This is a genomic window from Virgibacillus senegalensis (genome assembly GCF_000821245.2).
Taxonomy (GTDB): Bacteria; Bacillota; Bacilli; order Bacillales; family Amphibacillaceae; genus Sediminibacillus; species Sediminibacillus senegalensis.
Genome location: NZ_LN611425.1, coordinates 631,212 through 650,688, shown reverse-complemented (window position 1 = coordinate 650,688; position 19,477 = coordinate 631,212). Strand labels below are relative to the sequence as shown.

General features: G+C 42.2%; 24 protein-coding genes. 2 read left to right on the top strand and 22 right to left on the bottom strand.

Annotation, left to right across the window (positions count from 1 at the left end):
- Window positions 1–64: 64 nt before the first annotated feature.
- On the bottom strand, window positions 65–1,597 hold the full coding sequence (locus BN1067_RS14100; protein ID WP_053219486.1) for an FAD-dependent oxidoreductase: 1,533 nt from the start codon (window positions 1,595–1,597) through the stop codon (window positions 65–67).
- Between the two features lie 202 nt (window positions 1,598–1,799).
- On the opposite strand from BN1067_RS14100, the gene BN1067_RS14095 reads away from it, so the two are divergent.
- Window positions 1,800–2,075, top strand: a complete 276-nt coding sequence (locus BN1067_RS14095; RefSeq protein ID WP_053219485.1) for an acylphosphatase — start codon at window positions 1,800–1,802, stop codon at window positions 2,073–2,075.
- 78 nt (window positions 2,076–2,153) lie between these two features.
- Here the strand turns inward: BN1067_RS14095 and BN1067_RS14090 are convergent, their stop codons facing one another.
- The 21 genes from BN1067_RS14090 to BN1067_RS13985 form a co-directional block, all read right to left on the bottom strand.
- Window positions 2,154–2,393: an indolepyruvate ferredoxin oxidoreductase subunit alpha gene (locus BN1067_RS14090; RefSeq protein WP_053219484.1), complete on the bottom strand. Its 240-nt coding sequence runs from the start codon at window positions 2,391–2,393 to the stop codon at window positions 2,154–2,156.
- Between the two features lie 395 nt (window positions 2,394–2,788).
- On the bottom strand, window positions 2,789–3,358 hold the full coding sequence (locus BN1067_RS14080; protein ID WP_053219482.1) for a histidine phosphatase family protein: 570 nt from the start codon (window positions 3,356–3,358) through the stop codon (window positions 2,789–2,791).
- 311 nt (window positions 3,359–3,669) lie between these two features.
- A complete protein-coding gene (locus BN1067_RS14075; protein WP_053219555.1) occupies window positions 3,670–3,873 on the bottom strand; it encodes a DUF6501 family protein in 204 nt (67 codons plus the stop codon).
- Window positions 3,874–3,898: 25 nt separating this feature from the next.
- Window positions 3,899–4,270, bottom strand: coding sequence for a VOC family protein (locus tag BN1067_RS14070; protein ID WP_053219481.1), 372 nt, complete (start codon window positions 4,268–4,270; stop codon window positions 3,899–3,901).
- Window positions 4,271–4,350: 80 nt separating this feature from the next.
- Complete coding sequence (locus BN1067_RS14065) at window positions 4,351–4,965, bottom strand: alpha/beta hydrolase (RefSeq protein WP_053219480.1); 615 nt, start codon at window positions 4,963–4,965, stop codon at window positions 4,351–4,353.
- Between the two features lie 133 nt (window positions 4,966–5,098).
- Window positions 5,099–6,154 (bottom strand): AbrB family transcriptional regulator, encoded by a 1,056-nt coding sequence (locus BN1067_RS14060; RefSeq protein WP_234400703.1) that lies wholly within the window; start codon window positions 6,152–6,154, stop codon window positions 5,099–5,101.
- Window positions 6,155–6,185: 31 nt separating this feature from the next.
- Complete coding sequence (locus tag BN1067_RS14055) at window positions 6,186–6,947, bottom strand: TerC family protein (RefSeq protein ID WP_053219478.1); 762 nt, start codon at window positions 6,945–6,947, stop codon at window positions 6,186–6,188.
- A gap of 145 nt (window positions 6,948–7,092) precedes the next feature.
- Entirely contained in the window at window positions 7,093–8,043 is a 951-nt protein-coding gene (gene msrB, locus BN1067_RS14050; protein ID WP_053219477.1) for a peptide-methionine (R)-S-oxide reductase MsrB, read from the bottom strand.
- Between the two features lie 162 nt (window positions 8,044–8,205).
- Window positions 8,206–8,754, bottom strand: coding sequence for a VrrA/YqfQ family protein (gene vrrA, locus BN1067_RS14045; RefSeq protein ID WP_053219476.1), 549 nt, complete (start codon window positions 8,752–8,754; stop codon window positions 8,206–8,208).
- A gap of 198 nt (window positions 8,755–8,952) precedes the next feature.
- Window positions 8,953–9,201, bottom strand: coding sequence for a DUF2584 family protein (locus BN1067_RS14040; protein ID WP_053219475.1), 249 nt, complete (start codon window positions 9,199–9,201; stop codon window positions 8,953–8,955).
- Between the two features lie 86 nt (window positions 9,202–9,287).
- Entirely contained in the window at window positions 9,288–9,626 is a 339-nt protein-coding gene (locus BN1067_RS14035) for a DUF5365 family protein (RefSeq protein ID WP_053219474.1), read from the bottom strand.
- Window positions 9,627–9,762: 136 nt separating this feature from the next.
- A complete protein-coding gene (locus tag BN1067_RS14030; protein ID WP_053219473.1) occupies window positions 9,763–12,873 on the bottom strand; it encodes an AAA family ATPase in 3,111 nt (1,036 codons plus the stop codon).
- Window position 12,874: 1 nt separating this feature from the next.
- Complete coding sequence (locus BN1067_RS14025; protein WP_053219472.1) at window positions 12,875–14,029, bottom strand: exonuclease SbcCD subunit D; 1,155 nt, start codon at window positions 14,027–14,029, stop codon at window positions 12,875–12,877.
- Window positions 14,030–14,223: 194 nt separating this feature from the next.
- Entirely contained in the window at window positions 14,224–14,442 is a 219-nt protein-coding gene (locus BN1067_RS14020; RefSeq protein ID WP_053219554.1) for a YozE family protein, read from the bottom strand.
- A 21-nt stretch (window positions 14,443–14,463) separates the two neighbouring features.
- On the bottom strand, window positions 14,464–15,189 hold the full coding sequence (gene tatC / locus BN1067_RS14015) for a twin-arginine translocase subunit TatC (RefSeq protein WP_053219553.1): 726 nt from the start codon (window positions 15,187–15,189) through the stop codon (window positions 14,464–14,466).
- 199 nt (window positions 15,190–15,388) lie between these two features.
- The gene (locus tag BN1067_RS14010; RefSeq protein ID WP_053219471.1) at window positions 15,389–15,574 is read right to left on the bottom strand and encodes a twin-arginine translocase TatA/TatE family subunit; all 186 of its coding nucleotides are present in this window, start codon (window positions 15,572–15,574) and stop codon (window positions 15,389–15,391) included.
- Between the two features lie 18 nt (window positions 15,575–15,592).
- The gene (gene tatA, locus BN1067_RS14005) at window positions 15,593–15,793 is read right to left on the bottom strand and encodes a twin-arginine translocase TatA/TatE family subunit (protein ID WP_053219470.1); all 201 of its coding nucleotides are present in this window, start codon (window positions 15,791–15,793) and stop codon (window positions 15,593–15,595) included.
- Between the two features lie 165 nt (window positions 15,794–15,958).
- Complete coding sequence (locus BN1067_RS14000; protein ID WP_053219469.1) at window positions 15,959–16,459, bottom strand: dihydrofolate reductase; 501 nt, start codon at window positions 16,457–16,459, stop codon at window positions 15,959–15,961.
- A 15-nt stretch (window positions 16,460–16,474) separates the two neighbouring features.
- Window positions 16,475–17,434 (bottom strand): thymidylate synthase, encoded by a 960-nt coding sequence (locus BN1067_RS13995; protein ID WP_053219468.1) that lies wholly within the window; start codon window positions 17,432–17,434, stop codon window positions 16,475–16,477.
- Between the two features lie 19 nt (window positions 17,435–17,453).
- Window positions 17,454–17,771, bottom strand: a complete 318-nt coding sequence (locus BN1067_RS13990; RefSeq protein ID WP_053219467.1) for an anthrax toxin lethal factor-related metalloendopeptidase — start codon at window positions 17,769–17,771, stop codon at window positions 17,454–17,456.
- A complete protein-coding gene (locus BN1067_RS13985) occupies window positions 17,738–18,190 on the bottom strand; it encodes an anthrax toxin lethal factor-related metalloendopeptidase (protein ID WP_199868531.1) in 453 nt (150 codons plus the stop codon). The genes BN1067_RS13990 and BN1067_RS13985 overlap by 34 nt, the downstream gene beginning before the upstream one ends.
- A 180-nt stretch (window positions 18,191–18,370) precedes the next feature.
- On the opposite strand from BN1067_RS13985, the gene BN1067_RS13980 reads away from it, so the two are divergent.
- Entirely contained in the window at window positions 18,371–19,450 is a 1,080-nt protein-coding gene (locus BN1067_RS13980; RefSeq protein ID WP_053219464.1) for a C40 family peptidase, read from the top strand.
- Window positions 19,451–19,477 lie beyond the last annotated feature (27 nt).

The window sequence follows — 19,477 nt, the reverse complement described above, 5'->3', positions numbered from 1 at the left end:
GTTTTCTTACTGTATCAGTGTAGGGTTCTCTTTTAATGAGCCGTAACTCCTGACGAACAATAGTCTATTCATTCCCCTTTTGTTTTAATGGTATTTTAGCCGGACCTTCGATAACTTCACCGAGTGCCGAAAATCTGGATCCATGACATGGGCAGTCCCAGGTTTGTTCTGCCTGGTTCCAGTTGACTTCGCATCCCATGTGAGTGCAGGTCGTATCAATCATATGAACAGATCCTTCTTGATCACGATAAACACCGGTACGTTGGCCATGCGCTCTTATGATACTAGCGTGTAAGGGCGGAATTTCTTCCACATCAATAGTAGTTCCTTCCAGCTTCCCTTTTATTAATTCCTTTGCAGAATCTGTATTATACTTCGTGTAAGCTTTAACATGCGATTTGGCATGAAAACGGTTGGGGGCAAACAATTCTGCGAACAAATTCGGCCTTTCCATTATCGTATCGGCGATAAGATGTGCAGCTCCAGCTGCAAGGGTCATCCCCCACTTTCGAAAACCGGTAGCTACGATGATGTTCGACTGCTTATCAGAAATTGGACCGATGTATGGCAACTTGTCCAATGTGGTTAAATCTTGCGAAGACCATCGATATCGTACTTCCTCCATATCAAAATGATCCTGGGAGTAGTCGATCAATGCTTGATAATGTTTCTCTGTGTTTCCACCCTTTCCTGTTTTGTGTGATTCTCCTCCGATTAACCACAGTTCACCTTCCTGAGAGGGTGCATAACGAATCGATCTGGACGGAAGGTCAACACTTGCATACATTCCACCCGGATACGTTTTTTGGGTGCGGACAGCCGCTACATAGGAGCGTTCCGGATACATCCTAGATGAAAATCCTCCTCGGGCATCTGTAAAAGGAAAGTGAGAGGCTTCCACCACTTTAGAACAGAATACCTGGTACCCATCCTTTGTCTGAATCGCCGGATTTTCACTATGACGGACGGCGGTTGCTGTTGTATGTTCAAATATTTTCACTCCGAGAGTCAGCATCTCTTCCAGGAGACTATTCAAGAACTTCAAAGGATGGAACTGATATTGCCGTTTCATTCTCAGAGCTGCCTTGACAGGGATACCGATTGGAAGCTCCTCCACAAAGTCATGATCGATGCCGATTTGCTTATAAGCATTTTTTTCATTTATTAACAAATCAAAACCTTCATCAGAATTTGTGAAAAGGTACGCATCCTCTTCGCTAAAATCACAGGCAATCTGCTTTTCTTTAATCATCTGCTTAATCCAATCCATAGCTAAGGAATTAAATGTAAAATAGTCAGCAGCTGCAGAAGCATCAAATCGTCTTATCAACTCATCGTAAATCAATCCGTGCTGTGCCGTTACCTTAGCTGTTGTATGTCCTGTTGTTCCATTTAATAAGCTCCCTGCCTCCAGCAAGACCACCTGAAGTCCTTCCTTTGCCAGCATATAAGCCGTGGTGATTCCTGTAATACCGCCTCCAACAATGCCAATATCTGTTTCTATATCATGTTGCAGGCTAGGGAAAGTCGGTAAACTGACTGTATCCTGCCAATAAGATTCCGATGACAGGGTGGAATCAATCTTTTTGTCTTCCATCCTATATCCTCCTCTGTCTCAAGTAAAACTGCTCCCTTTTGTTTTTCCTGCCTTTGCGGTAGATAAACCACTAATTGGCTTTTTCAGCTGAAATCCAATGATTTTACTGTCTCACTGATCCCGATATAATGAAAAGAAAGCATGTTTTGGAACGTTTTCAACTGGGCAATGGGAATAGATAAGAATAGGAAAGGTGTGTTAAATGGTGCATGTACGTATGATAGCAAAAGGAACCGTACAAGGCGTTGGATTCAGGGCTACTGCCCAACAGAAGGCAATGGAAATCGGAGTGAAAGGATGGGTGAAGAATCTTCCGAATGGCGATGTAGCGTTAGAAGCAGAAGGAACAAATACACAGGTTGACCAATTCATTGAAACGATAAGGAATGGTCCTCACCGTTTCATCCGTGTAGATCATTTAGACATTGAAAAAAGTCAAGAAGACAAAGGATACCACTCATTTGAAGTCCGATATTGAAAAGAGAGTGTTGACGATATAAGAAAAGCCGCTGAAAATTCAGCGGCTTTATTAAGTATCATTATTTTGCCCTGTTCGTTATTTTTCTTCAAAAAATTTTCGGTTCAAGGCAATATATTCATTTTCTTCTGCCGGTACTTCATCTTCCATATAGATGGCTTCAACCGGACATACGGCTTCACAAGCACCGCAGTCGATACAAATATCCGGATCAATATAGAACATATCTTTTCCTTCTTCTATACAATCTACTGGACAAACCTCCATGCATTCTCCAGCTTTTTCTGTTTTACAAGGTGATGTAATAACAAATGCCAAGTGTATCTCCTCCTTCTTAAAATCGACCTGCCCGCTAGAAAAAGGTGGTTAAAGAAAAGCCAAACCGCCTCACTAGATTATTTATTATACCAATTTATATTATACTTAACAGGACTGCATGCCAAACAGGCTTTTGGCCATTACAATACCAGCAAAGCATTCTGTTTGAGTATACTACATCTTTTTTCATTTTTCTACCTTTACCGACACTCCTTGCCGGTGCGATTATATATTGGGAATTAGCACAAGAAAGAATAAAACAATAAGAACGGAGAAAAGTCAGAAGAAAATGAAAGACATACAGACGGTCTTTAAGGTCAGCTGCTTCCATGAAGCGTGAACAGCCCCCTGCAGCTTTGGAAAGGGGCTGCTGGTATGCAGATACCTTACGAGGATTAGCTGACTATTGGTTCATCGTCTGACCAGATCCGTTCCACTATATAATCTCCGCCTGTTTTTTGAATTAAATACATATCAGGATTTGTAAACCCTTTCCATTGAGAGAAACCAATATCCGCCTGGTAATGGTTCAACAGTAAAGCAAGTAAATTGCCGTGCGTTACAATACCGACGTTCTCGCATGAATCATCAGCCATGATTTCATCGATCAACTGGCCAGCACGCGAACTAGCGTCATTTGATGACTCTCCCCCCGGAAGCTTAAAATCTTTATCGGAGAATGATTCTTCCAACACCTCGAGCCAATCATCGATCGGTTCTTCACTAAGCAAGCGTTCTTCCAGTCTTTCGTCTATTTCGATGGACAGCTTATTTCGTTCTGCATATGGTTTGATACTCTCGACAGCCCGCAAAAAGGGACTGGATATAATCCGATCCAATTGGTAGCCATAATTTTGTAAGAATTGAGCTACAACCTGTGCCTGTTTTACACCGTCCTTTGTTAACGGTGAATCCTTGTGCTGCCCTTCTGCACTACAATGACGGATCATAAATAGCCTTTTCATGCAAACCATCTCCTCCAAGGGAATTATCTCTATTATCAGACAACTTATTAGTAAAAACAAGTAGTAATGAAAGAAATACCCAAGTTTTCTTATAGAACATTTTCACCATAGATGTTTCATTCTATTCAATAAAACGGAAACAGCGTGCGCCAATATGTCAATTCGGCCGATCTTCCATTGGATAAAAGAGTCCGGGACCCGTATAGTCCGCATTTCATAGACCCTTCTGATCTGTACACTTTATCCGCTCTCCCTTATTGACGCCTTTTCCTACAAAAAAACTAACCGTAGACAAACGGTTAGTTTTTTACTTATACCTCTTCAAAATATACTTTGTGAAAACCGCCAATGCGATCTGTGTTATCAATAATGAAGTAAAATTCTTCTGTTTCATTTTTTACATCGTAAACTTTTCCAGGAGTAAGTGTCTTATCGACTACAAATTTTTCCGCTTCATTATGGATACATTTAATTTGCTTGATTGTTTCATTGTTTTCCCAGTTTTTATGAATCATTTTCTTCACCTTTCTTTCCATCGGTTTACTTCTTTCTCTCTAAGAACTCCAGACGATTTCCAAAAGGATCTTCCAAATAAAAACGCTTATAACCAGGAAGACGATCATCGTCTTTCACGGTGACTTGATTCCGAGCCAAACTGGCCTTCAATCCGTCCAAGTCCTCTACATAAAAAGCAGGATGTGCTTTCCTGGCAGGCTTAAACGAATGGTCAATTCCGATGTGGAGCTGTTGATTCCCGCACTGAAACCATACACCGCCATTTTTCTTTAACGTTTCTGGTTTCTCCATTTCCTTCATTCCTAACAAGGAAGAAAAAAATTCTCTCGCTTCTTGTTCTGTTCCTTCAGGAGCAGCAAGTTGGACATGGTCGATCCCCTGAAATTTGTAAGCCATAAAAATCCCCCTTTGAAGATGGCTGGGAGGAAACCAAAGGAGAAATAGCCATGATGTCTGCTTACCTCCCCCGAATTGCTCTAATTTCTCTCTTTACTATACCATGATTTAGCATGTAATACTTCTCTTTCCGATAATTGATGCCCCGTGTTTTCCCAATGAACAGTTACTTGTGCGCCAGCATCTGTTAGCAGTTGTTCCAATTCCTCGGTTTCCGTACTGTTGATCAATGGATCATTGGTTCCCGCGCCGATGAAAACATCCGTCCCATTTAAGTTAGGAAGCTCGATCCCTCTCCTTGGAACCATAGGATGGAATAAGATAGCTCTGTCAAGCGAAGAAGCATAATGGAATAGTAAGCTTCCGGCTATGTTGGCTCCATTTGAATAACCAACAGCCACAACGTTGTTTCTGTCGAATTGGTAAGTGGAAGCAGCCTCGTTTAAAAATTCGTATAACTCTTCCGTGCGAGCAACCAGGTCTTCTTCATCGAATACTCCTTCTCTTAATCGACGAAAAAAGCGGGCCATTCCATTTTCTGATACATTTCCTTTGACACCTAAAACAGAAGCTTCCGGATCAATCATATTTGCTACAGGGAGCAGATCTTTTTCTGTCCCTCCTGTTCCGTGTAGCAATAACAATACGGGTGCGTCCTTATGCGTACCTTGCTTGTAAAAATGCTTTATTTGCATAATCATTCCTCCACAAATCAACTTTTAAAAGGATTTCACAAGAACAAGAAGTAAACATAATATTATTATGTTAGATTTCCCCATTAAATCTCAGATTCAAGATTATTTTATCATATTTCATTTTGCCGGCAAATTAACGATGTTCTTTTTCCAATCTTTTTAACAGCCACTTTAAAAAAAACGGTAAGATCAATACAATGGTAAGCAGTCGAATCATCTGCAAGGAACTGACTACAGACGGATCGCCATTAACCGATTGTGCGGTCAGTGCCATTTCGATTAAACCTCCTGGCGCCAAGCTTAGTACCGCTGTTGCTGCATTTAAATTCGTAAGCCAACTAAACAAAAAACCAAACAAGAAAGAAGTGGCGATTAATAAGATGGCGAGACAAAGAAAATAAAGGGATAACCTGCCTGCCTTTTGCAGATCTTTGACCGATATAGAATTCCCTAAGTACACACCAATTGTCAGCTGGGCGAACAAATAGGCACCACTTGGAAGTTGATATAGTGCGATCCCATTGATTTGTAATAGAGCGGTAATCAACATCGGGATTATTACTAGCGATGCCGGCACCCACTTTTGCAGCAGTAAACCAAGCATAAAGGCGGCTATAAAAAGCGCAATGGTCCATTCCGGCCCTTCTTCAACTTGAAGCAATACAGATCCTTGTTTGATGTGACCCTGCTCAAAAAACAAATGGGTAGCCGAGAATGGAATGATAAACAAAACCGCAACTAGTCGAATGGTTTGAAAGATGGTGACGAGTACCGTATTGCCCCTGAATGAGTCACTCATGGCTAAAACAGTAGAAAGCCCCCCTGGAATACTGCCAAGTAGACTTGTTGTGACATCTATTTTCACCCACTTTGCAATCAAATAAGCACTTACCAGACTTAGTGCTATCAAGAGCAAGGTCAAACCTGTATATGGAAAAAGGTACGGAAAGACTGTAGGCAAGGTTGCAGCAGTAAATGTTGATCCTATTTGGATCCCCAAAATAGAAAAACTGACCTTTCTAAGTCGCAAGGAAGCTGTTGTCTTCGTATAGGGAATCAGCTTAAACAAAATAAGGCTTGTGACTGGACCAAGAATCCAGGGCAGTGGTAAGTGCAACCAGTGAAATAACAATCCGCCAATGGTTCCGACGAAATACGTTATTAGTAATTGCCAAAAGAAACCTGGCACGGAATTCACCTGCTTTCCTTGCTGTATCAATTTATTTGGAAACTTGGTTGGAAGGCCGCCAAAACCAACCGACTAGTGCAACGACTGCCATGACTAACCAGAAGATCGTTTTCCATAAGGTGGTTTCGGGAAATGCAGCTGGAATGATTACTAGTTGGGGATGTGCCAACGTGTGAACTGCCAGCTTTACTCCCACCCAGCCGACAATGATATATGCTGCCGTTTCCAGACCAGGTCTTTTCTTTAATAGTTTCACGATATAAGATGCGGCAATCCGGATAAGAATCAAGCCGATCATACCACCAGAGAAGATAACGATAAATTGTGCGCCGTCCATCCCCCCGATAGGTGGAATCGAAGTTTGAGGAAGAGTGGTTGCCAAAGCGACAGCTGCTAAAATCGAATCAACAGCAAAAGCGATGTCAGCTAACTCCACCTTGACGACAGTTGTCCAAAAACCAGCCCCTTTTGCCGGCTTGACAACATCTGATTCCTCCTGTTCTTTGTTTAAAAAGATTTTCAGCAAATTATTGATGGAAATAAACAGCAGGTAAATCGCACCCAGTGCTTGTACCTGCCAAATATCAATGAGAAAAGAGATGAAAAACAAAGAGCCAAACCGAAAGATAAATGCTCCTCCCAAGCCATAAAGCAATGCTTTTCTTTGTTTATCTTCCGGTAAGTGCTTCACAATGATTGCCATAACAAGCGCGTTATCCGCCGCCAAAAGGCCTTCAAGTCCAATTAGCACAAGCAATGTCCATCCATATTCAAGTAAAACACCAGTATCCATCGCTGGGACCTTCTTTCTCTCTGTATATATGCTTCGCCCTACCGACAGACTTGTCCAAGTTATGGAAAATCCGTTCCTTTGGTTCAAGGGCAGTAAAAAATCCCGGAATCAGGAAATGTCCTTATTCCGGGAAGGATTGCTTTATTTAACGGAATAAATAGGATAGATAACCGTATCCCTCTTCCTCCATTTTGTGTTTAGGAACAAACCGCATAGCCGCAGAGTTCATGCAGTAGCGCAGCCCGCCCTTATCCTGTGGCCCGTCTTCAAATACATGGCCCAGATGGGAATCTGCCTGGCTGCTCCTTATTTCGGTACGAATCATACCATGAGACATATCCATTTTTTCGTTAACCTGATGTTTGTCAATTGGCTTGGTAAAGCTTGGCCACCCACAGCCCGCGTCATACTTATCTTTAGAGGAAAATAATGGCTCACCGGAAACGATATCGACATAAATACCTTCTTCTTCATTATCGAAGTATTCATTCTGGAATGGTGTTTCCGTGCCATTTTCCTGTGTTACGTGGTACTGTAATGGTGTCAGCTTTTTGCGAAGTTCTTCCTTGTTTTTCCCAGGTTTCCAGGTTTTTTCGATGAAGTCCTGTCGACCAGAGCCCTTTTTATACAATTTATAGTGAAAAGACTGCTTTTTATAATAATCCTGGTGCTTTTCTTCTGCTTCATAAAAAGTAGCTGCCGGTAAAATCTTCGTCACGATTGGTTTCTTGAATTTACCGCTACTTTCCAGTTCTTGTTTGGATTGTTCTGCTAATTGCTTTTGCTGTTGATTGTGATAAAAAATAGCTGTTTGATAAGATTCCCCTCTGTCATTGAATTGTCCACCAGGATCAGTGGGGTCAATCTGCTGCCAAAAAATTTCAAGCAAACGTTCATAGGAAAAGATGTCCGGATCAAATGTGATTTGAACCGCTTCAACATGTCCTGTTGTGTTGGAGCAAACTTCCTCGTAGGTTGGATTTTCCGTTTTGCCACCGGTATAACCGGAAACAACCTTTTCAATCCCCGGTCTCTCGTCGAACGGTTCTACCATACACCAAAAACAGCCTCCAGCAAAAGTTGCCTTTTCAGCCATTGTGAAACCTCCTTTTAAACCGAAAAAACGGAAACAACTCTCCATTCCCGTTTTTTGATCATCTATTCTGCCGGCTATCCGGCTTAGTCTAAATGAAGTGTGAATTCCTATATCCTCTATTCTTCCGTTTTTTATAAAAAAAATCAAGTAGCGCGCATCTGGCTATATATATAGTTTTGGTACGGAATCGCCAGATTGTACACTACGGAATTTTTTGGCCTTCTTCCTGCTTTGTTTATCAACTGCTTCCATTTTATAAAGATTTTCTTGCTCAATTTCTATTCTTTCCGTTTCGTCCTCAGATGAAACTTCCTCGTATTCTGCAGATTCATCTGTTTCTTCGTCTGCTTCTTTATCTGCTTCATCACTGTCATCATCATTGAAAGCTTTTAACATATTGATCATCATCGGAATGTTTTTTACCATCGGGCCGTATTGTTGGATGACAGGCATAGCTGATTGAGCCATTTTTAATGCCTGCTGTACATTTCCCAGTGTACTCATCCATTTCGATCCACCTGTTGCGGGAAACTGGGAAACCGCCGATGGCTGTGTAAAGCGCTGCAGCAAACCAGACAGCCCTCCTCTTGGCGAAGGCATTCCGCCCGCGTATGGGCCGGGAAAATTGGGTGGAAATCCTCCCGGCGGCCTAATTCCTTGAGAAAAAGGAAACGGTCTGTAGCCTGATGGCCCTTGACTTGGATTGAACATACAAACCCCTCTTTTCGAAAATGATTTGGTTTATTGTACGTTACATGCCTAAAAGAGGTGTAGGCATCTTATATTAGCATTTTCTCTCTTATAAAAAATAACCTTCCTATTGTGGAAGGCTATTTTATCATACTCGATTATTTCCCGGGCAAGCGCAGAATACGACGTTTGCCGGACGTTTTTTTATGTTGCTTGTCGTTAATTGACGTTATAGAGTGAAAGCAGCTGATACGTGCAAATAGTCCGCTCCTCTTTCCATAAAAGTTCGACAATCTTCCCGTTTCCGATTTGATCAGAATCGTGATGTCGTTTAATTTCTATTGGCTGATTCATGGGAAATAGTTTGTATCCGGGAAATTCTATTTGAAACATATTTTGCTGATGCTGCAAACGCTCTTCTCTTCCATGGGTTAGCAGCTTCCATTCAATTGACATCGGCATTGACATTCAACACCCACCTCCCATTATCTTTTTAACTATATCGTACGTCATGGCAGAATACATGACAAGAACATCTTGTTTAAGGGAGGGGATCAAGATAAGAAATCGCTTAGCTTAAATGGAAAGTTAATCTCATAATCGCTAAGGATTCGCACGTTCTTTTGGAATATATCTTCGTATTTCTCTATTTCCATTCCTTGCTGTATAGGAGAATTCAAAATGGATATGATCGTTTGCAGTGCTGTTGTTACTTCGAATATTTCTTTTAACGACAGTTCCGCAAGAGAAGGAATCTCCATTAATTGAAAATTCTTTAACTCGGCTATGTAGCCTGCAGAAAAGTATTTAGGGACAATCTGATTATAAAGTTCCCCTAACAAAGAATGCGCATATTCCTGTTGCTCGGGAGTGGAAGCGGTAATAACTTTCATGTAAATCCTCCTGTGTATCTAAATAGCATAAGTGCTTAAGCTGTCTGAAAGCCGATAGCTAAGCTCTACAAATCTTCTTCTACTATATCATGGAGGTCTTTCGATAATTAAGGAGTAATTATTGGCAATCTGTCGTCTATGCGAACATAAAGGCTGCCTTCGAACCCTTTTGTGAAGGTGTGATTTGCAGTTTTGCCGGAATTTCCTCTTTTAACTGTGGAACATGCGAAATAATGCCCAGCAGTCTGTTGCTTTGCTGCAATCCCTTTAAACATTCTATCGCTTGTTCCAGTGATAGTTCATCGAGCGTACCGAACCCTTCATCAATAAACAAGGTTTCTAATTGTACTCCGCCGGCATGAGCCTGGACTACATCTGCCATCCCCAGTGCAAGGCTCAAAGCAGCCTTGAACCCTTCCCCTCCGGATAAGGTTTTTACCGATCGCTGCATGCCTGTATGGTGATCTAGAACTTCTAAATCTAGGCCACTTTGGGCTCCGCGTTTTGCGACTTGATCACTGCGGATCAACTGATAACGATGATCTGTCATTTGATCAAATCGGATGTTCGCCTGCAAGAGAATCTCATCGAGAAAAGCAGACAATACATAGCGCTCGAATGAAAGGCGTAAATGATTTTCACCACGTGCCAAGTCTGCCAGTTCACCAATATCATAATATTGCTTCGCTTTCATTTGCTTTTCTTCTAGTAATTCCTGCATCGCGGTTCTTATTTGCTCATACCCTTTAAGAGTTATCTTCACATTCTGTATGTTTTGATGAACTGCTTCTACGTTTTCCGAACATTTTCGAACCGCTGTCTCCAGAGCAGGGAGATCAGGCTTTTCCAGTCCTTCCAATTGCTTTGCAACCGTTTGAAGACGTTCCTCGACTGTATGCTTTTGTTGGTTGAAATGTTCGACTTCTTCCTTCAACTTCGAGATTTCGTTCTCCGTTAGTCTCGCAGATTGGTAGGCTTCGATAGAAGCAAATTCACTATATGCTATTTTTTCTTCTAATGCATCTTGTTCTTCTGAAAGCTTTTGTTCCGTTTCTTTTGTAAAGACACCCTGCTGTTCGATAATGGTATCGAGCTCCTGCAGCCTTTCCTTTGCGGATTGGAACCTTGACTGGACGTTTTCCCATTTTTGAAGCAAATCGGACAATATTTTTTGCTTGTTGTTAATTTTCCTCTCAACTGCTTCCGGGTCTTGTTCTTCAAGCGAAAGGTCCTGCGTAAATGCCTCTACTTGCATATGGATCCTCATCCACGCTTCTGTAGTCCTTTCTTTTGACTGCTTCGCATCCTCGAGCTTTGCTTCTACGTTCCTGGATCTGTCGGTCAATTGTTCTAATTGTCGGCTGGCTTCTTCTATCTGTTCCAGTTCCCTTTTAATGAAGTCCAATTCCTTTTTTTCTGTCGTAGCGGTTTGTCGCCAGCTTTCCAAGTGGTTTTGGATAGTCTTGTTATCTAATGAGTCAATTCGGTCTTTGAAAAACTGGAAATTTTGATCAACTAATACCCTTTGCGCTTGTCCCTCGGATTTCACTTCAATATAGTAACGCTGCCATTCGTCAAAATCCTTTTTAGCATTTTCAAGCTGTTCTCTAGCTTCATCCAATTGGTGCTGAGAAACGTCCACTGCTTCTACATTTGCAGGATCGGGGTGTTGCTTAGAACCACAAACAGGACACGCACATCCCTCTTGCAAATGCCGGGCCAGCATAAAAGCTTGGTTGCTTGCCTGTCGTGTTTCAAGTTCCCTTACCTTCGTTTGGATTTGGTCGATGTTTTGTTGTTTCTCATTGTATTGTTGCTGAACCTTTTGAAACTGCTTGCGAAGTTCTTGCAACTTTTCCTGCTGATGAAGCAGGTCCTGCAATTTGATTGTTTGCTCTTCTGCATGCTTGACCTTTTGCTCTAGCTGATAATATTTTTTTGTCATTTCCTGATGATTTTGTACTTTTACCTGCAGTGCTTCCTGCTGGTGACGTATTTTCTCGGCCGCATCGATTAGTTGTTTGATGGTTTCTTCTTCAGCTTGTTTTTGTTCTTCAGCCTGCTTTTGTTCCTGCTTTAGCTTAACAAGCTGTCTGGCCCGTTCCAACTGTTGTTTTGCAAGTTCCACTTGCTCGTGTAGCTGTTCTCGTTCGCTTTCTCGTTCCAACTCCTTTTCGTAGTCAGCTTGTACCGTTTCAAACCATTCAGCCGTTTCTGTCCTTTTCACCTTCTGATTGTTCAGCCTCTGTGACTGCTCTTCCCATTCACTTTTTCGTCTCTTCACCTGTTCTTCGAAGGGGATTATTTTGGCTGCAGCTTCCGCCAGTACCAGTTTATGCTGTTTTTCCTTAATAACCGGCTGCCTCTCTTTTAGCTGATCGCCGTCTTCTTGCAACTGGGAAAGTTCAGCGAACAAATCGGAAAGCTGTTTACCTTTGTAATAGGCTTCTTGGGCGGAGCTCAGCGCTTTTTTTTCGGATTCCAATTGTTTTTCCAGGACGGCTAAATCCTTGCGTTTCTGTTCCATTTCTGCGGTTAACTTTTCAATGATCATATCATTGGAATCTGTTTCTTCCCTAGCATGCGTTTCCCATTCTATTTTCGCCGCTTCCTGTTCCAATCTGCCTTCTAGATGCTCGATTGACTGGCGAAGCAGCTTAGATTGCTTCTTCAATTCTTCGGTAATTTGTTCATAAAAGTGTGTACGGAATATTTTCTGCAAGATTTCTTCGCGTTCTTTGCTGTTTTCCGAGATCAACCGTCGGAATTCTCCTTGGGGAATCATAATCATTTTCCGGAATTGCTCATAGTCCAATCCGAGTTTTTCCTCCAGCATTTCGTTTACATCTTTTATTTTAGACGCTGCCAAAACAGGCTTTCCGTCGTTTACTTCGTATAACTCGGCTCTTGCAGGATCTTCTGTAAAACCTTCCCCACGCTCTTTTCGTTTCTTTTGCTTTGGAAACCGATTCACTTGATAAATTTTCCCTTTTAAGGCAAACCGGAAGCTTACTTCGGTAGGCTGATCGACTTCAGCAAAATGACTCCGGAGAGAATCATGATCCCGGTCATTTCCGCTCGCTCTACCGTACAATGCGTAACAAATCGCATCAAAAATGGTGGTTTTTCCCGCTCCGGTAGGTCCGGTTATCAAAAAAATCGATTCCTTGCCGATCTCTTGGAAGTCAATTACCTGAGTATGTCGGTAAGGGCCAAAGGCAGTCATTGATAACGTAATGGCACGCATCTTACTTCCCCCTCTCCTGATCCATCAATAATTGAACTACTTTATCCATATACTGCTTGCGCGACTCCGGAATATCTTCACCTTTCATTTCCTTGTAAAACGCCTCAAATAATTCGGCATGGGACATTTTTTGTTTCTGGCGTATGCGGTTTAGATCGCTCAATTGCTTCTGGGAGGTCAGCACCTGTCTCTCAAGCCGAAGGATGTTTGGGTATCGTTTTCTTAATTTCCCCATCGGATCGACAAGTTGTCCATCATCTAGGAGACGGATATGCAGATAATCTTCGGGCGGAAAGTCCTGCATCCCTTCCAACAGTTCTTCAAAATATCCTTCCACGACGCGCATATCTCTCTTTGGGATAAGTGGAAGAAACTGTTTTTCCACAACGCCATCCCCGTCTATATCCAACAAGGTTACCGATTTTTTCTGATTTGCTTCGGAAAAGGAGTACTTAAGCAGTGATCCACTATAGCGAATATTCTCGCTGATAACCCGTTGAGGCTGATGTAAGTGGCCGAGTGCTACATAAGTGAAGTCTTTAAATAATCGTGCATCCACGTACGGACTTCCGCCGATCATGGATAACCTTTCCTCCGATTCAGATTCCATTCCACCAGCCAGAAAAGCATGTCCGATGAAAATATGTCGTTCCTCCATATTATGGCTGCTTTCAATATGATGGATAACAGCCTCCATCGCTTTCTGATGGCTCTGAATATTGTCATCCTGAAAATAAGCACGGGCATCAGCTGGTTCGATATATGGTATTAAGTGAAAATGAATCGGACCATGCTCGTCATACAAGGTAACCGGGTCCAAGTCGCCTCTTAGCTTCGATTCAATAAACAACCGTTGAGAACGAAAGATACTGCTTCCGAAATCCAGTCTATCCGGACTATCATGGTTGCCCGAAATGGCTAAAACCGGTATGTTTAACTCGGTTACAATCGTTGTCAAGACTCGGTTTAACAATTCGACTGCTTCTTTCGGCGGTACCGAGCGATCGTAAAGATCTCCAGCAATGATGACAACGTCAGGTTTTTCTGTATCGATCATACCTATTAATCTATCAAGCATATAGCCTTGATCTTCTGTCATATGCACACCATTGACAATTTTACCCAAGTGCCAATCGGCTGTATGCAATATCTTCACGTAAATCCCTCCATACTTGTCATTTTAGCATGTTCTTGCCTCACCGGCATGTGAGACAACTTTTCCAGTCGGCGGAAAAATAATAGATATCGAAGAAGCGTTTTAAGTGGAATAGCCGAGTCTTGCACTTAAACTTCCTTGCTTCCACACGTAAAAAAAAAGCCCTTTAAGAAAGGGCTTTTGATGTCCTGCAGTTAGCTTTCATTTGTTAAGTAATCTTCCCACAGTCGGTCGAAAACCTGGGTTGCTTCTGTAAATGGTATATTCCACTCCAAATAACGGCTGATTTCATCATAAGAAGTCGATTGTTTTGGAAAATCGTGTGCCTCGAACATCCAGTCAGCTAGACGGCGTTCGTTTGTCTTAGTCCCAGATCCCCGATAACGCATCATGTAATGATAAAAGGAACGCAAACCTGTCACCTCCATTTTGAATCAGGTATTTTCCTCCTCCATAAACGCTTCATGCTTCCTCTGTTTTTTCCGATAGGTAAAAGCCGAAAGGAAAATGCTTATTTCATATAATAGGATCAATGGCACAGCCACAACGATTTGCAAAACAAAATCTGGCGGCGAAATCATCGTACCAATAATAACTAAAATCAAATAAGCGTATTTTCTCGTTCTTCGCATAAAATCAGGTGTCAATATACCAAGGCTTGTCAAAAACATCGTAATGATCGGGATTTCGAACAGCACTGCAAACGGCAAGGTTACCCGGAGCAAAAAGCGGAAATACTTGTCTACCGTAAATATCTCATTGAACATGCCATCATTCAAAGACAATAGAAACGGCAAGATCAAATCGATAAATACGTAATACCCAAAAGCAAGCCCGGCGATAAACAATAAAAAGGTTGCCGGTATATAAGACAAGGAAACCTTTCTTTCTTTCGGGGTAAGACCCGGTCTTACAAAAAGCCAGGCTTGCAGACAGAAAAACGGAATCGTACCGACAATCGCTACCACGGAAGCCATGGTGAAATAAATCCAAATAATTTCTCCTGGGCTAATGACATTCAAGGTGAAATCTAAGTCACTGACAAAAAAGCCGTAAATGTCTCGGACGAAAACGAATCCAACGATAAAGAAAGCAATGAAGACAACCGCCGTCCAAATCAGTCGGTTGCGCAATTCGGAAAAATGTTCCGTTATATTCATATCTTTTTCACCCTTAAGTGAATCGGACAAAACAGTCCCCCCTTTCTCAAAAAGAAGATGTAAGGATCTTGTCCCTACACCTTCACTCGCACACCATCTGGCGAAACTGCTTTGTTATCAGCATACGCCCCATCTATTTTTCTTTTCAGAAAAGAATCGAGAAGCAATTTACCAGCAGTCGATGCATCTTTAAATAACGTTATTTCTGTTTCTCTTCCACTTTTTTCTGATCTTCATCGGAAATGATGTCCCTGGTAGCTTTCTTGAATTCTTTCAAAGAGCTTCCTACCGCTTTACCAATTTCCGGAAGTTTGGAAGGGCCAAACACGATCAAGGCAATAACCAAGATGAGGATCAAACCTGGAAAACCAATGTTACCGAACATATGGATTCACTCCATTTCTTATTTTATCTCATTGTTGTCAGAAGAATCTTTTTTGGGATTGTCATCGAAAGGCTCGGTTAAATCTTTTGTAGAGTTTTTAAACTCTTTTAACGTCTGCCCGGTTGCCTTCCCAATTTCAGGCAATTTTTTCGGACCAAAAATGATTAAAACGATAATCAAAATTAGAATCAAACCGGGAATACCGATGCTAGTTAACATCTATTATCACCTTCTCGTTCTGAATTTAGCCTGTATGAATCATTCAACTCTCTTTTCGAACAGAGATAGTTTGCATTTCACGTACATCTTACCATTTTTTTCACTGCCTGTCCTCTATCACTCCATATTTTTTACATTTCACACAATCGGGCGTAATGATAGAGATTAACAATCCGGCTGCACACGATCATATTGAAGGAAATAATAATCATAAGGATTCTTTTCATTCTTTTCCCCTTGCACCTTTTTCGTCAATTTCCATTCCGCCTCATTATATTCAGGGAAAAAAGTATCCCCCGGAAAGGAATCTTCGATCAAGGTCATGTACATACGGTCTGTATACGGCAAAATCTGGCGAAAAATTTCTCCTCCACCGATCACAAACAGTTCTGTTTCAGGATCGTTTTCATTCCATTTTATTATTTCATCAACCGAGTGCAGAATTTGACATCCCTCTGCGTGAAACGTTTCATCCCTGGTGACAATTACATTTTTTCGATTTGGTAGTGGACGTTTCAGCGAGGCGAATGTTTTCCTTCCCATGATAATCGTGTTCCCTGTAGTCAATTGCTTAAAAAACTTTAGATCGTTCGGCAGCCTCCATGGCAAATCGTTTTGATACCCGATTACTCGGTTTTTGTCCATTGCGTATAGCAGGGAAATCATCGTACCCCTCCTCCCTTAAACTGCCACCGGCGCTTTAATTGGCGGGTGAGATTCATAGTCCTTTATATGCAAGTCTTCCATTTCGATATCAAAAATGGAACCGGCCTTTGGATCGATCACCAACTCGGGAAAACGATAAGGCGTTCTTTTCAATTGAGTGTTTACCTGTTCGATGTGGTTGCTGTAAATATGGGCATCTCCAAGTGTTTGAATGAACTCACCGACCTGAAGGCCGCATTCATAGGCGATCAAGTGGGTTAAAAGAGCATAGCTGGCAATATTGAAGGGTACACCTAAAAAGATATCCCCGCTTCGCTGATAAAGCTGACAGGATAATTTACCATCAGCCACATAAAACTGGAACATCGTATGACAAGGCGGAAGCGCCATATTTCCAGGTACGTCCTCTGGATTCCAGGCTGTCACAATATGCCGCCTGGAATCCGGATTTGTTTTGATTGCTTCAATCACTTGTTTAAGCTGGTCAATGGTTTCTCCCCTTGATGTTTGCCAGGCCCTCCATTGCCGACCGTAAACCGATCCAAGATCCCCGTACTTCGCTGCGAAGGTTTCGTCCGAAAGTATCCGCTTTTTAAAGTCTTCCATCTCTTGTTGATAAAGAGAACGGAACTCCTCGTCCTGCTGACTCCGATGTCCGAAGTCTTTCATGTCCGGTCCTTTGTATTCATCGCTTTCGACCCAAGTTTTAAAGGCCCACTCATTCCATATATTATTGTTATGTTCCAACAGAAAACGGATGTTCGTATCGCCTTTGATGAACCACAATAGCTCACTGGCAATGAGACGGAAGGGTACGCGTTTTGTCGTCAGCAGCGGAAAACCTTCTTCCAAGTCAAACCGCATCTGGTGTCCAAAAACGGATAGCGTCCCTGTATTAGTCCGGTCTTGTTTACTATTTCCTTTTGTTAAAACTGTTTTACACAAATCGAGATAAGCTTGTTCTCCTTTTGTCATCTATAACAAAATCCTTTCGTCAATTGAAATAATATTGAGGAATCGAAGAGACATCCAACTGCTTCAACCTGGCGAAAAACCGATACGTCTTTGGTGCCTTTTTTGAAACAGCTTGCTTCGATTTTCCTCCTGAGTAGTAATAGGCAAACACTTCGGCAAAATATTCGGAAGGATATGTAAGAAAATAACGATTACCGGGAAACAGTTTGACTGCTTCTTCCTTCCAGTGCTGCTCCATATGCGCAGCTAATGAGGGCTGCGTTCTCAACAAGCGATATACCGTGTGCCCAGTCTCGTGCAATTCTAAGTTGTATGCCCCATGGCCATTCCCAGGCATGCTGGCACCAATTTTTGCGGATACGAGCCATCCGCCCCCCCAGATCCAGGAACGTCCTCCCAGGTTGCTTCCTGTTCCCAACCCCTCGGTTGCTTCCATTTTAGATGATATAATAAAGGCTCGTCTGTCAATCGTCCTTCAAACAAACGCACTTTCACCTGTTGACCGTCCAGCATTTGCAATAGATTGCGGTCAATTCGGTTGAGCCTGGTCACCATACCTGCAACAGCTTCAGGATTGTCCGGGTGTTCCGGAGCGACAACAATTTCATCAAGCAAATCATAGTTGTCCAATTGCTTCATCCGTCCCGACCAATCACTACCGATTGCTTTGTTGAGGGTTATTCCGTGAAAAGGCCTGGTAATGTCGATAAATGGTATAAATAAAAACAACAAGATAATAGCCGTTGGTTTTATCAATCGGATTGAATGCTTCATTCTAGAGCACAGGATAATCCTTCTCCGCCATACATGCTTGCATAATAAGTGGTATCTCTATCTTACCATATTACAATTGTATTTCGATTACGAATTACAATCATATTCCCGTCCATTCTACATACATCTTGTTAAGAGCACAAATCGGAAAGGGGTTTTGACATGCTTACTGATTTGAGTGTCCAACATGTCATCAAGCATTCAGTGTCATATGGCTTTGTGCTGACCCAGCCATTTGCTTTTTATGCGGGCGCATATCCTGTTATGGAAAATAATCAACTAATAAAGGAATCAAAAACCCTCTCTTACGGCCAGCACAATCAATCCGTGAAGATATTACAGCATAAATTAACGAATTTGTCGTTTTTTTCCCATCCAATCGATGGGGATTTCGGAATTTATACGGAATATGCGCTTAAAAAATTCCAAAAAGAGCACGATCTCATGGTATCCGGACGTGCTGACAAAAAAACAGTAGAAAAGTTGATAGTCGAAGAAAGAAACGAGCAATTGGCTCCTTTAAGGGAAATTGAACCTTCCCTTTATCCAGGTGAAACCGGAGACGACATTGAAAAAATTCAACAGGCCCTCCACTACTTTGGTTACTATGAAGCAGAAGTAGATGGAATTTATGGTCCGGTAACAGCCCAGGCACTGCTTGCGTTTCAGGAAGATAACGGAGTGACGCCTACGAAGCAAATCGACGAGGTAACGATTGAAGCCTTTTTCGCAGCAGAATCGGATCAGCCTGAAGTGGAAGAGAAGATGCCAGAACATGTCAAGCCGGAACCGGAACAAACGGCACACGCTGCAACGAGCACAATTGACAAACAAGAAAGCGCCCCCAAACCAGTCGAAAAGGTGTCGCAAGCTGTCGATCCATCAGCAGTAATTCAGACAGCGAAACAATTAGTCGGTTCCCCATATTCCTGGGGTGGAACATCGCCGGAAGGTTTTGATTGCAGCGGTCTTATCCAATACATTTATCAGTCACATGGAATGAAGCTCCCGAGAACAGTTAGTGAGTTATGGAATATCAGTAAACCCGTCGATTCTCCCTCTTTAGGCGACTTCGTATTTTTTCAAACATACAAACAAGGACCGTCGCACATGGGAATATACGTAGGCGATGGAAAATTTCTTCATGCAGGTGAATCCCGGGGAGTCGAAATCAGTGAAATGGAAAACCCTTATTGGAGTCCACGCTATCTTGGTGCCAAGCGATTAACTATACAGCCTTAAGTGCTGTCGGCAATATACAGACACACA

What these genes read in the sequence shown, in the direction of transcription:
- BN1067_RS14075 (WP_053219555.1), bottom strand. Translation starts at nt 3,873, where the DNA reads ATGATTCATAAAAACTGGGAAAACAATGAAACAATCAAGCAAATTAAA.
- BN1067_RS14030 (WP_053219473.1), bottom strand. Translation starts at nt 12,873, where the DNA reads ATGCGTGCCATTACGTTATCAATGACTGCCTTTGGCCCTTACCGACAT.
- tatC (WP_053219553.1), bottom strand. Translation starts at nt 15,189, where the DNA reads ATGAATATAACGGAACATTTTTCCGAATTGCGCAACCGACTGATTTGG.
- BN1067_RS14055 (WP_053219478.1), bottom strand. Translation starts at nt 6,947, where the DNA reads ATGGATACTGGTGTTTTACTTGAATATGGATGGACATTGCTTGTGCTA.
- BN1067_RS14100 (WP_053219486.1), bottom strand. Translation starts at nt 1,597, where the DNA reads ATGGAAGACAAAAAGATTGATTCCACCCTGTCATCGGAATCTTATTGG.
- msrB (WP_053219477.1), bottom strand. Translation starts at nt 8,043, where the DNA reads ATGGCTGAAAAGGCAACTTTTGCTGGAGGCTGTTTTTGGTGTATGGTA.
- BN1067_RS14000 (WP_053219469.1), bottom strand. Translation starts at nt 16,459, where the DNA reads ATGATTTCCCTGCTATACGCAATGGACAAAAACCGAGTAATCGGGTAT.
- BN1067_RS14040 (WP_053219475.1), bottom strand. Translation starts at nt 9,201, where the DNA reads ATGTCAATGCCGATGTCAATTGAATGGAAGCTGCTAACCCATGGAAGA.
- BN1067_RS13990 (WP_053219467.1), bottom strand. Translation starts at nt 17,771, where the DNA reads ATGCCTGGGAATGGCCATGGGGCATACAACTTAGAATTGCACGAGACT.
- tatA (WP_053219470.1), bottom strand. Translation starts at nt 15,793, where the DNA reads ATGTTAACTAGCATCGGTATTCCCGGTTTGATTCTAATTTTGATTATC.
- vrrA (WP_053219476.1), bottom strand. Translation starts at nt 8,754, where the DNA reads ATGTTCAATCCAAGTCAAGGGCCATCAGGCTACAGACCGTTTCCTTTT.
- BN1067_RS14010 (WP_053219471.1), bottom strand. Translation starts at nt 15,574, where the DNA reads ATGTTCGGTAACATTGGTTTTCCAGGTTTGATCCTCATCTTGGTTATT.
- BN1067_RS14035 (WP_053219474.1), bottom strand. Translation starts at nt 9,626, where the DNA reads ATGAAAGTTATTACCGCTTCCACTCCCGAGCAACAGGAATATGCGCAT.
- BN1067_RS14065 (WP_053219480.1), bottom strand. Translation starts at nt 4,965, where the DNA reads ATGCAAATAAAGCATTTTTACAAGCAAGGTACGCATAAGGACGCACCC.
- BN1067_RS14070 (WP_053219481.1), bottom strand. Translation starts at nt 4,270, where the DNA reads ATGGCTTACAAATTTCAGGGGATCGACCATGTCCAACTTGCTGCTCCT.
- BN1067_RS13980 (WP_053219464.1), top strand. Translation starts at nt 18,371, where the DNA reads ATGCTTACTGATTTGAGTGTCCAACATGTCATCAAGCATTCAGTGTCA.
- BN1067_RS14095 (WP_053219485.1), top strand. Translation starts at nt 1,800, where the DNA reads ATGGTGCATGTACGTATGATAGCAAAAGGAACCGTACAAGGCGTTGGA.
- BN1067_RS14080 (WP_053219482.1), bottom strand. Translation starts at nt 3,358, where the DNA reads ATGAAAAGGCTATTTATGATCCGTCATTGTAGTGCAGAAGGGCAGCAC.
- BN1067_RS13995 (WP_053219468.1), bottom strand. Translation starts at nt 17,434, where the DNA reads ATGACAAAAGGAGAACAAGCTTATCTCGATTTGTGTAAAACAGTTTTA.